The organism is Erwinia aphidicola (assembly GCF_024169515.1).
Taxonomy (GTDB): Bacteria; Pseudomonadota; Gammaproteobacteria; order Enterobacterales; family Enterobacteriaceae; genus Erwinia; species Erwinia aphidicola.
Map to the genome: position 1 here is coordinate 499364 of NZ_JAMKCQ010000001.1, position 15226 is coordinate 514589.

The following is a 15226-nucleotide window of genomic DNA, read 5'->3' on the forward strand; positions in this document are numbered from 1 at the left end:
ATGTAGAGCATCAGGAGCCCACCATGCTAGATAGCCACACTATTGCCACCGTGAAATCCACTATCCCCGCCGTCGCTGCGCTGGGTCCGCGTTTGACCGCGCACTTCTATCAGCGCATGTTCAGCCACAATCCCGAGCTGAAAGATATCTTCAACATGAGCAACCAGAGCAGTGGTAATCAGCCTGAAGCGCTGTTTAACGCCGTCTGTGCCTACGCCAGTAACCTCGATAAGCTGGCCGCGCTCGGCCCGGCAGTCGAGAAAATTGCGCAGAAGCACACCAGCTTTGCCATTCGCCCGGAACAGTACGCCATTGTCGGTGAACACCTGCTGGCGAGTATTGATGAGCTGCTGCATCCGGGTGAGGAGATCCTCGCCGCCTGGGGTAAAGCCTATGGCGTACTGGCCGGGATTTTTGTGCAGCGTGAAGAGCAAATCTATGAAGAGGTTGAGCAGAAAGTCGGCGGCTGGCGCGGTGGTCAACGTGAGTTTGTTATTAGCGAAATTATCCCGCGCAGCGCAAAAATTAAGAGCTTTATCCTGACCCCGGTTGACGGTCAGCCCGTCGTGGATTACCAGCCCGGTCAGTACATTACGCTGTGGGTGCGTGACCCGTCATTTGCTAATCAGGAGATCCGCCAGTATTCACTGACGCGGATGCCGAATGGTCGTGACTACCGCATTGCCGTGCGCCATGAAGAGGGCGGCACGCTCTCCAGCTGGCTGCATCAGCAGCAGCCCGGCGTGCGTCTGCACCTGGCGCCACCGGCCGGCGACTTCTTTATCGATATTGCGGCGCAAACCCCGGTAACGCTGATCTCTGGCGGCGTCGGTCTGACCCCGATGCTGGCCATGCTGCACAAACTGGCACAGGAACAACATCAGGCGACGGTACAGTGGTTACACGCGACGGAAGACGGCGCAATGCATGCTTTCGCAGAGGAAGTCGGCGAACTGGGTCAGCAGCTGCCGAATTTCTCGCAGGAGATCTGGTATAACCATCCGCGCGCGGAAGATGAAGGCAAGTATCAGCACCGAGGACTCATGAACCTGCTGCCGCTGGAAGCGAAACTCAGCGATCCGGCGATGCACTACTACCTGTGCGGCCCGCTGGCGTTTATGGCGATGGTGGAAAAGAGCCTTCTGCAGTCAGGCGTGGGGAAAGAGCGTATTCACTACGAAGTATTTGGCCCGCATAAAGCGCTGTGATGCTGTCGGGCAGCGGGGGATCTCTCCCGCCGCTGCCCGATCGTCCCGCTGGCTATTTAAGCCTGCGCGCCTCAGCAACCTGCTCTGCGCTGACGGCAGGGGCCTGATTGCTCCAGCTGCTGCGCAGGTAGTTCATCAACTCGCTCATCTGCACATCATCCAGCGTCCAGCCGTAACCGGGCATCGCCTGCGCCATGCCGTGCCGGGTCACTGGCGTCTGCGCACCTTCCAGCACCACGCGCAGTGCGCTCAGCGGGTTTGCTGCCGTCAGCGTTGCGTTACCGTCCAGCGCCGGGATGACATGCGCATCGCCTTTACCCTCGCTGCCGTGACAGGTTGAGCAGTACATGGCATAGGTTTTCGCGCCCGCGGCGGAAGGAGCGGCAGCGGGCAGCGGGGATGCTGGAGCCGGCGGCAGGCTGCGCAGGTAGACGCCGATACTGTTGAGGTCCGCATCGCTGAGATACTGAGTGCTGTGCATCACCACCTCCGCCATGGGGCCGACTACCGCCCCCTGCTTGCTGCGCCCCGTTTTCAGCAGCGCCACCAGTTCATCCTGCGCCATGCCGCGCAGCGACGGTGCAAACCAGCCGTCAAGTTCGGCACCGCTGAGATAAACGCTGCGGCTCTGATCCAGTGCCTGCTCCTGCAGTGCCCAGCCGCGCGGGGTGTGGCAACTGCCGCAGTGCCCTGCGCCCTGCACCAGGTAAGCCCCGCGATTCCATTGCGCACTCTGCTGCGCATCAGGCTGATAACGATCGTCATTGTGGAACAGGGCATTCCAGATCCCCAAAGGCCAGCGCATTGACAGCGGCCAGGAGATATCGCTGTCGCGATTTGGCTGACTGCTGGCCGGGACTTCATGCAGCAGATAGTCATAAAGCGCGCGCATATCCTTATCGCTCATTTTGGCATAGGCGGTATAAGGCATTGCCGGATAGAGGTGATGGCCATCGCGAGCGATACCCTGGCGCATGGCGCGGTCAAATTCGGCAAACGTATAGCGGCCAATGCCCTGCTGTTTATCCGGGGTAATATTGGTGCTGTAGATATCACCGGGCGGCGTAGGGAAACGCAGCCCGCCCGCCAGCGCTGCGCCGCCGGGTGCGGTGTGACAGGCAGTACAGTCCGCCGCTTTGGCAACATATTCGCCCGGCGACATGGCATTAGCCGCACTGCTTACCAGCAGCAGAACCATCCCTGAAAGCAACGTTTTCATACTCCCTCCCCCGGTGCGTTTTTTCCGTGCACCAGCTCGTTCACTGCCCGCCATGCCTGATCGACCGCCGAATGGGCATAAGGGCTCCAGTCCGAGTCGGAGTTAGCAATCACGATATTACCGACGGGGGCACGGGCGCGCTCAATAATCTTCTGCGCCTCATCCTCATCATCAAATAAGCCATTGATGGCGTAAGAGTAACCGTGCGACCAGCGGTTAACGGTAATCGCCTGAATATCGCGCTGATGGTCGAAGCCTGCCGGCCCAAGCATCGCCTGGAGCTGTTCGCGGATCATCTGTTCATGAGCATCGAACGAGGTGCCCAGCAGCATCGCGCGCCCTTTACGCGACTGCTCGCGGGCGCTGAGGCCGCTGCCGGGCAGAGTCGGCACATACACCATATGCAGCCCGATCGGCTGATTGGGATCGTGGGGGTGCTGGTAGCCGCCGAGGCTGACCGGATAGTCAAGCTTGACCCGTGAATAAGGTGCGCCAGGGGCATAAACCTCATGCACGCCCAGTTTGATAAAGGCGCGCCAGTTAGCGATGGTGACCTTGCTGTAGACCAGCGGAGCTTTAACATTCTGCTTCAGCGCTTCCTGCTGGGCCTGCGACATCTGCGGCACCAGATACGGGATCATCATATTGTATCCGGCCATGACCACCTTCCCGGCGCGGACTTTCGTCAACTTTTCACCCGTCATATAGCTGACTTCCACGCCACCGTCGACGTTCACCACCTGCATGCCGGTACTGTTAAGGCGTAGCTTGACGTCAGAGTCCGCCCTGTCCAGCTGGCTGTAGTCAAATTTCGCCCGCACGATATCATTCATATCGTGTCCGGCGGGGTCAACGGCCGGGATCAGCTTGCGCACCAGCAGCCGGGCCAGTGTCGCGTTGCCATCCGGGAAGTGGAAAACATAAGGATCGTCGAGGTCAGCCTGCGATTCAGCGTCCAGCGGCGGCAGCCCCATGCCGTCAAGGCCCGGCAGGTCGCAGATACGCGCATCGCTACAGGCGGTAGCATCAATACCCACCGCCTGAAAGTCGTTCGTGGTTTGCTGGAAGTAGCGCATTGCCAGCTCGCTCAGGCCCACTTTATCGCGCAGGAAGGTGGCGTAACTGTGAGTATCCAGCCAGGCGACTTTTTCCTGCTGGCTGAGTCCTGGCAGATAATCTTTCGCCACCGTATGCAGCTCAATCAGCGCGGCGCGATCGCTCTGCGGCAGCGGGAAGTCATTGATAAACGCCTGCCATGAACGTCCGTTCAGGCGATCGCGTGGGATATCATCCGCCACCACTTTGCCCGGGTCGCCGCTGACGACTTTATCCACGCCGAAGTTTTTCTTATCAAAGTAGACGCCGCGACTGAGGCCAAGGTCAGGATAGAAGGTTTTATCGAAGCCGCGCTCCATGGCATCCAGGCTGATCCCCAGCGTTTTTATCAGGCCCATCATCACCGGGCTGAAGTTGGAGTGCGGGGACTGGAAAGATTCGCTGCCGCCATAGCCAAGGATTGTGCCGTTGCTGCTGCTGAGTTCATTACGCTTGGCGTGGCCGCCGAAGTCGTCGTGGTTGTCGATCAGCAAAATCCGCTGCGGTTTATCCTGCAGCTGCTGCCAGAAACAGGCGGCAGCCAGGCCGCTAATTCCGGCGCCGACCACCACCAGATCAAACTCCTCGCTGACCGGCAGAGAAGCAAAGTCGAAACTGACGCCATCACGGCCGAGCCGGTGGGCATTTTCAAAGGAGCCCGGATGGTTGCCGCGCAGCCCGCTCAGCGCCGGTGGGTAATAGAGCGTTTTGTTGGCCTGCAGCGGCGAAGCGCGCAATATCTGCAGGGGGGTCAGCCCGGCGGCGACCGTAATCGCGACGCCGTTAAGAAAATCGCGGCGGGTAATAGCCATAAAAAAGTCCTTCTTGATAGTCTGCTCAGCCCTTATGGCTCAAGCGGGCTATTGTCAGCATCAGAAGATCATTGTCAAACCGGGGAGGGGGAACAGCAGCAGAAATAAGGAATTAATAATTTTAAGGGCCTGAATGCTCAGACCCTCAACGACTTCAGCGTAGAAAAAGGCAGCGCTTAGATCGCCTCTTCATCTTCTTCGCCGGTGCGGATACGCACCACGCGCGACACGTCATAAACGAAAATCTTGCCGTCGCCAATCTTACCGGTCTGCGCGGTACGCATGATGGTATCCACGCAGGTATCGACGATATCGTCGGCAATCACGATCTCAATTTTGACCTTCGGTAAAAAATCGACCATATATTCAGCGCCACGATACAGTTCGGTGTGGCCCTTCTGACGACCAAAGCCTTTCACTTCGGTCACGGTCATTCCGGTGATGCCGACTTCCGCCAGCGCTTCACGCACGTCGTCCAGTTTGAACGGCTTGATAATTGCATCAATCTTTTTCATGGCAGACCCTTTTCTCCCCCTCCATCAGGGAAGGGGAACAGTTAACATTGCCGGACAGGTCACGCTGCGCGGTCCGTCTCTCTTTTCAGGCAGCTAAACTACCATAACTGGGCAGCGGAGCGGCACTGAAATTACTCTTTAAAATCGGCAGCATCCAGCTCGTGACGCGACAACAGCTTGTAAAACTCGGTGCGGTTGCGCCCGGCCAGGCGTGCTGCGTTGGTGACATTCCCTTTGGTCATCTGTAACAGCTTACGCAAATAATTCAGTTCAAACTGGTTGCGCGCTTCCACAAATGTCGGCAGCGCGGTGTTTTCTCCGGCCAGCGCCTGCTCGACCAGCGCTTCGCTAATCACCGGGGCGGAGGTCAGCGCCACGCACTGCTCAATCACATTCACCAGCTGCCTGACGTTGCCCGGCCAGCTGGCGGCAATCAACCGGCGCATTGCGTCGGTAGAGAAGCTGCGCACGAACGGTTTATGCCGCTCCGCCGACTGCTTCAGCAGATGGTTTGCCAGCAGCGGAATATCCTCCGCGCGCTCATGCAGCGCCGGGATTTTTAAATTCACCACGTTAAGACGATAGAACAGATCTTCGCGAAACTCCTTCTTCTCCATCGCTTTTGGCAGGTCACGGTGGGTAGCGGAGATGATGCGCACGTTGATATCGAGATCGCGGTTGCTGCCGAGCGGGCGCACCTTGCGCTCCTGCAGTACGCGCAGCAGCTTAACCTGCAGCGCCTGCGGCATATCGCCGATCTCATCGAGGAACAGCGTGCCGCCCTCGGCGGCCTGGAACAGCCCCTCGCGGCTGCTTACCGCACCGGTAAAGGCCCCTTTGGCATGACCAAACAGCTCTGACTCCAGCAGCTGCTCCGGCAGTGCGCCGCAGTTGATGGCAATAAATTCCTTGCCCGCGCGCGGACTGGCGGCGTGGATGGCCTGCGCCAGCACTTCCTTGCCCGTGCCACTCTGCCCGTTAATCAACACGCTGACGTCAGACTGCGCCACCATGCGTGCCTGCTCCAGCAGGCGCAGCATCAGTGGGCTACGGGTAACGATGGTTTCGCGCCAGGCTTCATCACTGCCCGGGGCGCGATGTGCCAGCGCCTCATCAATGGCTTTATACAGCGCATCGCGATCGACGGGCTTGGTCAGGAAGCTGAAAACGCCCTGCTGGGTCGCGGCGACCGCATCCGGGATCGAACCGTGCGCGGTGAGGATGATCACCGGCATGCCCGGCTGCAGCTTCTGGATCTCAACAAACAGCGCCATGCCGTCCATCTCATCCATACGCAGGTCGCTTATCACCAGATCGATGTTTTCGCGGTTGAGCACCCGCAGCGCTTCTGGCCCGCTTTCCGCGGTGGTCACGCTAAAGCCTTCGCTGCTGAGGCGCATCCCCAACAGCTTCAGCAGGCTGGGGTCGTCATCCACCAGCAGCAGGCGGGCCGATTTTTTTATCATGGGTTGGCATCATCCTCTGATTTGATATCCGCCGGCGTGTTGTCGTCCGGTGCGCTTTTATCCGCGCCGTGGCTGCTGCTGTCGGCCGCATCCGGCGAACGGCGGGCTGAGAGCTTGCGCTCGATGTCGGTCAGCGTGTCCAGCTTGCGTCGCGTCACTGCCAGCTCTTTATTGACGGCCATCTGCTGCTGGCGCAGCGCGTCCAGCTGGGCATCGCTGCTCTCCTGCAGGCTGGCATAGCGCGAGCGCTCCTGCGACAGCTGCAGTAATGAACCCTGCCCTTCGCGCCACAGCATCAGCAGCGGACGGACCGCAGAGGGATAATCGTAGCTGTAGCTGTCCAGCCGCTGCAGATAGGCGCGGCGCTCGAGCGGCGTAATATTGCCATTGCTCAGCAAAACGGCCTGTTTGAAGGCGCCGTGCCAGCTGTCGCCCGGCCAGCGTTTAGCCTGCGCGCGGGCATCGGCCGGAGACAGCCGCACCGCGCAGTCCACCGCGCGCAGCCAGTACAGCGGATTATTGACCGCCGTGACATCGACCCAGGACCAGATGTGCTCACAGTCCACGCGTTGGAAATCGACAATTTTGCTCTCAGGTTCGCTGAGATGGCTGGGCAGGCCCTTCACCACGGTGGGCGGCGCGGTGTGGCTACAGCCAGTCAGGCTCAGCCCAAGCAGTGCTGCCAGCAACATTCTGCCCAGGCTTTGTTGAACGCTGGCAGAAAAAAGTGTTAAGCGCATCAGTGTTTCTTCCCGGCGGTGGTATTCAATTCAATGCGGAAGCAGACATCAGCCTCATCGCTGTCGACCAGCTGTAGATCGCCCTCCAGCTGACGCACGCAGTCCTTAGCGATACTCAGCCCCAGCCCGCTGCCTTTTACTGCGCCTTTGCGCTGCAGGTTGCCCTGGAAGAACGGCTCAAAAATCATCGCCCGTTCTGCCTGCGGGATCGCGCTGCCGGTGTTCGCCACCTCAATGGTGACGCGGTTGCCCTGCTGGCGGCTGCGGATCCAGATTTTCCCTGATTCTGTGCCGTAGTGTAACGCATTGGAGTAGAGATTATCGATGGCCCGCAGTAACAATGTCGGCTCTGCGCGGCAGCTCGCCGCCTGCAGATCAATCGCCGTATCAATCAGCTTAGCTCGCGCGGTCAGACTGTGGGTGGAAACCAGTTGATCGATGAGCGGCCGCAGCACCACGTCGCTCATCTCAACCGGGCCGTCTGCCAGCTTGCGGTTGTAGTCCAGCAGCTGTTCAATCAGGGTTTGCAGGTGGCGGCTGCTGTCGTTAAGAATGCTAACCACCTCTTTCTGGTCAGCGGTCAACGGGCCGGCCACCTCATCGGCCAGCAGTTCCGTGCCTTCACGCATGCTGGCCAGCGGGGTTTTCAGCTCGTGGGAGATATGGCGCAGGAACTCATGGCGCTGTGACTCCAGCCACGCCAGCCGCTCGCTCAGCCAGAGAATGCGCTGGGCCAGAGAGCGAATTTCACGCGGGCCTTTAAACGCCAGGCTCTGCCCGAGCGAGCGCCCCTCACCCAGGCGGTTAATCATGCGCTCGACCGCTTTCACCGGGCCGATAATCATGCGGGTAAACAGCAGGACCAGGCCGAGGCTGAGCAGGAACAGGATTAATGCCTGCCAGCCGAAATACTGGCCGCGATCGGCAATTTCGCGCTGCAGCTGCAGACCACGGGAGAACACCACCTCCCGCGTGGTTTTCACCAGCTGGCTGTTAGCGGCGGAGAATGACTCCAGCACATCGCCTGCGGCTTTTACCGGGCTGCTATTATGGCATTTGATCTGGCTGAGCTGGGTAAGATTCTGCCGCAGGTTCTGGTAAGTGCGCATATCCGGCAGTACCGGCGCATGGGCGTCCAGCATCTGGGAATAGCGGCTGCGCTGCGTCTGATACAGGCGGGCCAGCATCGGGTCATCAAGCACGCAGTACTGACGATAGCTGCGCTCCAGCTCCAGCGCGGTGCGCGCCATCGCCTCGCTACGACGAACGTCGGTTAGCGTCGTGCGGTTAGTGTCCGCCGCACGCTCGCTGAGCGCCGACAGGCTTTCCCAGGCCTGCCAGGCCAGCACCAGCAGCGGCAGCAGCACCAGCAGGAAAGCCATCAGCACCAGCTGGCGCAGAGAGCGGGGAAACAGACGCCATCTCTTCACGGAAGATTCTCTTTGCATAAGGTAGCGTGATGCTAACGGAGAGTGCGATGGGATGAAAGTGCTACGCCACAAATGACGATGGCCGGTTCAAAGAACCGGCCATCTGAAGAGGTGGTGCCTAACTCAACGTTACGTCCGATGCTTGATAACGTCACAGGGTGAACGATTATCGGTGGGGTGGACGGCAGGCACCGTATTGTGCGTCATTCTGGATGTTATGAGCTCGCCGCTTGCGCAGGGCTTTCATAACCAGGTGAATGAGCCACTGCACAGAGTATAGCAATTGCCGTGCCAACATTGCAACAAGCATGTTAACCCCCTATAAAACGGCACTTTTTACGATTATCGCCAGCCGCAAAAGCGCGCTTTCTGACCAACCGGTCTGCAAAACTGTCTGCATTTAACGACATCAATCAGAAAAATCGCAGGTAGCAAGCTAAATCAATTAGTTAGGTGTCACCTTTTCACGACACCCGAGAGATTGATTTGTCGTGAAATTGCAACAGAGGCGACAATGGGCAAAACGGGGGCGAAAAAAAACCGGTCTGCCTGGGACCGGTTTGTTAATTAGCGCATCAACTCAGGCTTAGCCCAGCTGCTTACGCGCATTGCGGAAGATGCGCATCCACGGGCTGTCCTCGCCCCACTCTGCCGGGTGCCAGGAGTTGCTGACGGTGCGGAAGACGCGCTCCGGGTGCGGCATCATGATGGTCACGCGGCCGCTTTCGTTGGTCACCGCCGTAATGCCGTTCGGAGAGCCGTTCGGGTTCGCCGGATACTGCTGGGTCACCTTGCCGAAGTTATCCACGAAGCGCAGCGCCACCAGGCCTTTATGCTCCAGCTGGCCGAGGTGCGCTTCATCGCGCACTTCCACGAAGCCTTCGCCGTGCGAGACCGCGATTGGCATGCGTGAGCCCACCATGCCGTCGAGCAGCAGGGACGGGCTGGCAGCCACTTCGACCAGGCTGAAGCGCGCTTCAAAGCGCTCGGACTGGTTACGCACAAAGCGCGGCCACTCTTCGCTACCCGGGATCAGTTCGCGCAGGTTGGACATCATCTGGCAACCGTTACACACGCCCAGCGCCAGGGTCTGCGGACGATGGAAGAAGGTTTCGAACTCGTCACGCACGCGGGCGTTGAACAGAATCGACTTCGCCCAGCCTTCACCCGCGCCCAGCACGTCGCCGTAGGAGAAGCCGCCACAGGCAACCAGCGCCTGCACGTCATCCAGGCCACGACGACCGGCCAGCAGGTCGCTCATATGCACGTCAACCGCATCAAAGCCCGCGCGGTGGAAGGCGGCAGCCATCTCAACGTGGGAGTTAACGCCCTGCTCGCGCAGCACCGCAACTTTCGGGCGCGCACCGGTAGCAATGTACGGTGCAGCGATATCTTCCTGCGGCTTAAAGGTCAGCGCCACGTTCAGGCCAGGATCGCGATCGTCTTTCTTCGCCTCGTGTTCCTGATCGGCACAGCTCGGGTTATCACGCAGGCGCTGCATCTGCCAGGTGGTTTCTGCCCACCAGGTACGCAGCGTGGTGCGGCTTTCGCTGTAGACCGCAGCGTCACCGGAAGTAATGGTGAAGCGGTCACCTTCTACCGCCTTGCCCAGCAGGTGGACGCACTCCGCCAGGCCGTGCGCCGCAAATACCTGCTCAACCGCGGCGCGATCGGCGGCGGCTACCTGAATCACGGCACCCAGCTCTTCGTTAAACAGCGCGGCCAGGCTGTCGCTGCCCAGCGCGGCAATATCGGCTGCCACGCCGCAGTGACCGGTAAAGGCCATCTCTGCCAGCGTCACCAGCAGACCACCATCGGAACGGTCGTGGTAGGCAAGCAGTTTGCCGTCGGCCACCAGCGCCTGGATGGCATTATAGAAGCCAGCCAGCTGCTGCGCGTCACGCACGTCGGCATGCTTATCGCCCAGCTGACGGTAAACCTGAGACAGCGCGGTAGCACCCAGCGCGTTCACCCCTTTGCCGAGGTCAATCAGCAGCAGGGCGTTATCCACGGTTTGCAGCTGCGGCGTGACGGTTTTACGCACGTCTTCCACGCGGGCAAAGGCGGTGATCACCAGCGACAGCGGCGAGGTCATCTCACGCTGCTCGGTGCCCTGCTGCCAGCGAGTTTTCATCGACATTGAGTCTTTACCGACCGGGATAGTAATCCCCAGCGCCGGACACAGCTCTTCACCGACCGCTTTCACCGCCTCATACAAACCGGCATCTTCACCCGGGTGACCGGCTGCGGCCATCCAGTTTGCCGACAGCTTGATGCGCGTCAGCGGACCAATCTGCGTCGCGGCGATGTTGGTCAGCGCTTCGCCAACGGCCAGACGACCGGAGGCGGCGAAGTCGAGCAGCGCAACCGGAGCGCGTTCGCCCAGCGCCATCGCTTCACCGTAATAGCTGTCGAGGCTGGCGGTGGTCACCGCACAGTTGGCAACCGGGATCTGCCACGGACCCACCATCTGGTCACGCGCCACCATGCCGGTAACCGAGCGGTCGCCGATGGTGATCAGGAAGGTTTTTTCCGCCACGGTTGGCAGGTGCAGCACGCGATTTACCGCGTCGGCAATGCTGATATCATCACGCACCAGCGCCTCGCCTTTGGCCTTCAGCGTGGTGACATCGCGGGTCATTTTCGGGGTTTTACCCAGCAGCACGTCGAGCGGCATATCAATCGGCGTGTTGTCGAAATGGCTATCCGCCAGCGAAAGGTGCATCTCTTCGGTGGCTTCACCGATCACCGCGTAGGGCGCGCGCTCGCGTTTGCACAGCGCATCAAACAGCGCCAGGCTCTGCGGCGCCACGGCAAGCACGTAGCGCTCCTGCGACTCGTTACACCACACTTCCAGCGGGCTCATGCCCGGCTCGTCGTTGAGGATATCACGCAGGTTGAAGCGTCCGCCGCGCTCGCCATCGCTGACCAGCTCAGGCATGGCGTTGGAGAGGCCGCCCGCGCCAACGTCGTGGATAAACAGGATGGGGTTCTCTTCGCCCAGCTGCCAGCAGCGGTCGATCACTTCCTGGCATCGACGCTCCATTTCCGGGTTGTCGCGCTGTACGGAGGCGAAGTCGAGGTCGGCATCCGACTGGCCGGAGGCCATAGATGAAGCGGCACCGCCGCCCAGACCGATATTCATCGCCGGGCCACCCAGCACAATCAGCTTGGCACCCACGGTGATTTCGCCTTTCTGCACGTGGTCAGCACGGATGTTACCAATGCCGCCCGCCAGCATGATCGGCTTGTGGTAGCCGCGCAGCTCTTCGCCGTTGTGGCTGTTGACGCGCTCTTCATAGGTACGGAAGTAGCCGTTCAACGCCGGGCGACCGAATTCGTTATTGAATGCCGCGCCGCCCAGTGGGCCTTCGGTCATGATATCCAGCGCGGTAACAATACGGTCCGGCTTGCCGAAGTCCTCTTCCCACGGCTGCTCAAAGCCCGGAATGCGCAGGTTAGAGACCGAGAAGCCCACCAGACCGGCTTTCGGCTTGGCGCCGCGCCCCGTTGCGCCTTCGTCACGAATTTCGCCACCGGAACCGGTCGCGGCACCCGGCCACGGGGAGATCGCCGTCGGGTGGTTGTGGGTTTCCACCTTCATCAGGATATGCGCCTCTTCCTGATGGAAGTCGTAGTTGCCCTGCTGGTCGGCGTAGAAACGCCCAACCTGAGAACCTTCCATTACCGCGGCATTATCTTTATAAGCTGACAGCACGTGGTCCGGGGTTTTCTCAAAGGTGTTTTTGATCATCTTGAACAGCGACTTCGGCTGCGCCGCACCATCAATCACCCAGTCGGCGTTGAAGATTTTATGGCGGCAGTGCTCAGAGTTAGCCTGAGCAAACATATACAGCTCGATATCGTTCGGGTTGCGCCCCAGCTTTTCAAACGCCGCCAGCAGATAGTCGATCTCGTCATCGGCCAGCGCCAGGCCCAGCTTGATGTTGGCCTGCACCAGCGCGTTACGGCCTTCACCCAGCACATCGACGCTTTGCAGCGGCGCAGGCTGATGATGGGCGAACAGGGCTTCGGCCTGGGCGGTGTCGCTAAACACGCACTCCATCATACGGTCGTGCAGCAGCAATGCCAGCTGGCCCCACTGTGCTTCCGTCAGCTGAGGTGCCTGCACATAGAAGGCCAGGCCGCGCTCAAGGCGCAGCACCTGCGGCAGATCGCAGTTGTGGGCAATGTCAGTCGCTTTTGAAGACCACGGCGAAATCGTGCCGGGACGCGGGGTCACCAGCAGCAGACGGCCTTCCGGGGTATGCTCAGCGAGAGAGGGACCGTATTTCAGCAGACGCTGCAGGCGGGACTTTTCATCCTCGCTCAGCGGCGCGCTGACATCGGCGAAATGGACGTACTCGGCGTAAATATCACTCACTGGCAGGTGAGCGTCCTGAAAGCGGGTCAGCAGTTTGTTAATACGAAATGCCGACAGAGCGGGCGAACCACGCAGAATTTCCATCATTAAAGATCTCTCGTCTCGAAGCGCCGGGCGACGCTTCATTGGGCGCAACAGGGAAAACGGGCGCTATTATAGAGAATCCCCACCCGTTACGAAACCGTTTGCGCAGAATTAATCGCCGTGCAGATTTGGCTGAAAAACGCGCAAATCAAGTTGAATTCAGTTGCGGAGCAGCGCGGAGTTGCGCAAAATGCCCCACGCTCAGGACCAATTATAGACAATAAATACTGCCATAAAAGACAGATACCTGAGAGCCACCGAGAGATAACTATTTGAAACGCCTTAAATTAAACTATCTGCTGATCGGGCTGATCACAGTGCTGCTTGCGCTTGCACTGTGGCCCTCGATCCCCTGGTACGGCGGTTCTACCGACCGTATTGCGCAGATAAAATCGCGGGGAGTGCTGCGCGTCAGCACCATAAACTCCCCGCTGACTTACTACACAGTCAATAAATCACCGGCCGGTATGGATTACGAGCTGGCGAAACGCTTTGCCGATTATTTAGGGGTGAAGCTGCAGGTCACCGTCCGCCCGAACCTGAGCGATCTGTTTGACGATCTCGAAGATGACAAAGCAGACGTGCTGGCGGCCGGTCTGATCTATAACAATGAGCGGCTGGCGCGTTTTCGCACCGGTCCTTCCTACTATTCAGTTTCCCAGCAGCTGGTGTATCGCATCGGTGCGCCGCGCCCGAAAAACCTTGGCGATCTGAAAGGACGCCTGACGGTAGCGTCAGGGTCGGCTTACCTCTCAACGCTGCGCGCGGTGAAGGAGCATCAGTATCCCGATCTTGACTGGGCGATCGCCACCGACCAGACACCGCAGGCGCAGCTGGAAGCGGTGGCCGACGGCAAACTCGACTATACGGTGGGCGACTCGGTCACTATTGCCCTGATGCAGCGTATCCATCCTCAGCTGGCCGTGGCGTTTGATATCACCGATGAGGAGCCGGTCACCTGGTATATGCAGCGCGAGGCGGATGACAGCCTGAACGCCGCCCTGCTCGACTTCTTCAATCAAATGGGCGAGGAAGGCGCGATGGCGCGCCTCGACGAGAAGTATTTAGGTCACGTTGGCACCTTTGATTACGTCGATACCCGCACCTTCCTGCGCGCCATTGATGAGACACTGCCGGATATCCAGCCGCTGTTTGAGAAGTACGCGCAGGAGATAGACTGGAAGCTGCTGGCCGCGATCTCCTACCAGGAGTCGCACTGGAACCCGCAGGCCACCTCACCTACCGGGGTGCGCGGCATGATGATGCTGACGCGTAACACCGCCGATAGCCTGAACGTCACCGATCGTACCGATCCGGAACAGAGTATTCGCGGCGGCAGTGAGTATCTGGTACGCATGATGGAAAAGGTGCCGCCGACCATCCCGGAGGATGAGCGCATCTGGTTCGCACTGGCCGCCTATAACATGGGTTATGCGCATATGCTTGATGCGCGCAAGCTGACGGAGAAGCAGAAAGGCAATCCTGACAGCTGGGCAGATGTGAAGATGCGCTTGCCGATGCTCAGCCAGAAGCGCTATTACAGCCAGACTAACTACGGCTATGCGCGTGGCCACGAAGCCTATGCTTATGTAGAGAATATCCGTAAGTATCAGATAAGCCTGGTAGGATATTTGCAGGATCAGGAGCGTAAGCTGGCACAGCAGGCGGCGATGGAAGCCGAACTGGGCCAGGGTTATCCGGCGGTCGAGCCGAAGATTGCGATGAATTAACCGCTGTCGCCTGCCGGGCTGACCGAAAAAAAGGTCAGCCCCTACAACAACTGGCGTTGTGCCTTCTTTTCAGCCCGGCGCTGACGGAAAAAATCACTGAGCAGCGCCGCACACTCTTCGGCCAAAATCCCCTGTTCAATCTTCACCTGATGATTCATGCCCGGGTGGCCCAGTACATCCATCAGTGAACCGGCCGCGCCCGTTTTGGCATCGCGGGCGCCAAACACCAGCCGCCCGACGCGGCCATGCACCATCGCGCCGGCACACATTACGCACGGCTCCAGCGTCACGTACAGCGTGGTATCAATCAGGCGGTAGTTCTCGATCACTTTGCCGCCCTGGCGGATCGCCATGATCTCCGCGTGTGCGGTCGGATCGTGGTGGCCAATCGGCCGATTCCAGCCCTCGCCAATCACCTGCCCGTGGTGAACCAGCACCGCGCCAACCGGCACTTCCCCTTCATCCCAGGCGCGTTGGGCCAGCGTCAGCGCATGGCGCATCCAGAATTCGTCGTTATTGTCGCTCACCTGAGTCTCCGGCAGA

General features: G+C 59.6%; 10 protein-coding genes. 2 read left to right on the forward strand and 8 right to left on the reverse strand.

Annotated elements, in window-relative coordinates:
• The first annotated feature begins 23 nt into the window (after positions 1–23).
• The gene (hmpA, locus tag J2Y91_RS02120) at positions 24–1208 is read left to right on the forward strand and encodes an NO-inducible flavohemoprotein (RefSeq protein ID WP_253536953.1); all 1185 of its coding nucleotides are present in this window, start codon (positions 24–26) and stop codon (positions 1206–1208) included.
• Positions 1209–1260: 52 nt separating this feature from the next.
• On the opposite strand, the gene J2Y91_RS02125 is transcribed toward hmpA, so the two are convergent.
• From J2Y91_RS02125 to purL, 7 genes are all read right to left on the reverse strand, one after another.
• Positions 1261–2427, reverse strand: a complete 1167-nt coding sequence (locus tag J2Y91_RS02125) for a c-type cytochrome (protein WP_048915159.1) — start codon at positions 2425–2427, stop codon at positions 1261–1263.
• A complete protein-coding gene (locus J2Y91_RS02130) occupies positions 2424–4334 on the reverse strand; it encodes an NAD(P)-binding protein (RefSeq protein ID WP_048915158.1) in 1911 nt (636 codons plus the stop codon). Before J2Y91_RS02130 ends, J2Y91_RS02125 begins: the two co-directional genes overlap by 4 nt.
• Before the next feature lie 176 nt (positions 4335–4510).
• Positions 4511–4849 (reverse strand): nitrogen regulatory protein P-II, encoded by a 339-nt coding sequence (glnB, locus tag J2Y91_RS02135; RefSeq protein WP_048915157.1) that lies wholly within the window; start codon positions 4847–4849, stop codon positions 4511–4513.
• Positions 4850–4980: 131 nt separating this feature from the next.
• Positions 4981–6315, reverse strand: a complete 1335-nt coding sequence (gene glrR / locus J2Y91_RS02140; protein WP_048915156.1) for a two-component system response regulator GlrR — start codon at positions 6313–6315, stop codon at positions 4981–4983.
• Positions 6312–7055: a two-component system QseEF-associated lipoprotein QseG gene (gene qseG, locus J2Y91_RS02145; RefSeq protein ID WP_099753523.1), complete on the reverse strand. Its 744-nt coding sequence runs from the start codon at positions 7053–7055 to the stop codon at positions 6312–6314. The genes glrR and qseG overlap by 4 nt, the downstream gene beginning before the upstream one ends.
• Entirely contained in the window at positions 7055–8485 is a 1431-nt protein-coding gene (locus tag J2Y91_RS02150) for a sensor histidine kinase (protein ID WP_253536956.1), read from the reverse strand. Before J2Y91_RS02150 ends, qseG begins: the two co-directional genes overlap by 1 nt.
• 586 nt (positions 8486–9071) lie before the next feature.
• Positions 9072–12956, reverse strand: a complete 3885-nt coding sequence (gene purL, locus J2Y91_RS02155; RefSeq protein WP_253536959.1) for a phosphoribosylformylglycinamidine synthase — start codon at positions 12954–12956, stop codon at positions 9072–9074.
• A gap of 269 nt (positions 12957–13225) precedes the next feature.
• Between purL and mltF the strand changes: the two genes are divergently transcribed.
• Complete coding sequence (gene mltF / locus J2Y91_RS02160) at positions 13226–14683, forward strand: membrane-bound lytic murein transglycosylase MltF (protein WP_048915152.1); 1458 nt, start codon at positions 13226–13228, stop codon at positions 14681–14683.
• A gap of 41 nt (positions 14684–14724) precedes the next feature.
• Here the strand turns inward: mltF and tadA are convergent, their stop codons facing one another.
• On the reverse strand, positions 14725–15210 hold the full coding sequence (gene tadA, locus J2Y91_RS02165; RefSeq protein ID WP_253536962.1) for a tRNA adenosine(34) deaminase TadA: 486 nt from the start codon (positions 15208–15210) through the stop codon (positions 14725–14727).
• Positions 15211–15226: the final 16 nt, after the last annotated feature.

Bases quoted from the DNA above. Each gene is read 5' to 3' on its own strand.
- hmpA (WP_253536953.1), top strand. From the start codon at position 24: ATGCTAGATAGCCACACTATTGCCACCGTGAAATCCACTATCCCCGCC.
- J2Y91_RS02125 (WP_048915159.1), bottom strand. From the start codon at position 2,427: ATGAAAACGTTGCTTTCAGGGATGGTTCTGCTGCTGGTAAGCAGTGCG.
- J2Y91_RS02130 (WP_048915158.1), bottom strand. From the start codon at position 4,334: ATGGCTATTACCCGCCGCGATTTTCTTAACGGCGTCGCGATTACGGTC.
- qseG (WP_099753523.1), bottom strand. From the start codon at position 7,055: ATGCGCTTAACACTTTTTTCTGCCAGCGTTCAACAAAGCCTGGGCAGA.
- purL (WP_253536959.1), bottom strand. From the start codon at position 12,956: ATGATGGAAATTCTGCGTGGTTCGCCCGCTCTGTCGGCATTTCGTATT.
- glrR (WP_048915156.1), bottom strand. From the start codon at position 6,315: ATGATAAAAAAATCGGCCCGCCTGCTGCTGGTGGATGACGACCCCAGC.
- glnB (WP_048915157.1), bottom strand. From the start codon at position 4,849: ATGAAAAAGATTGATGCAATTATCAAGCCGTTCAAACTGGACGACGTG.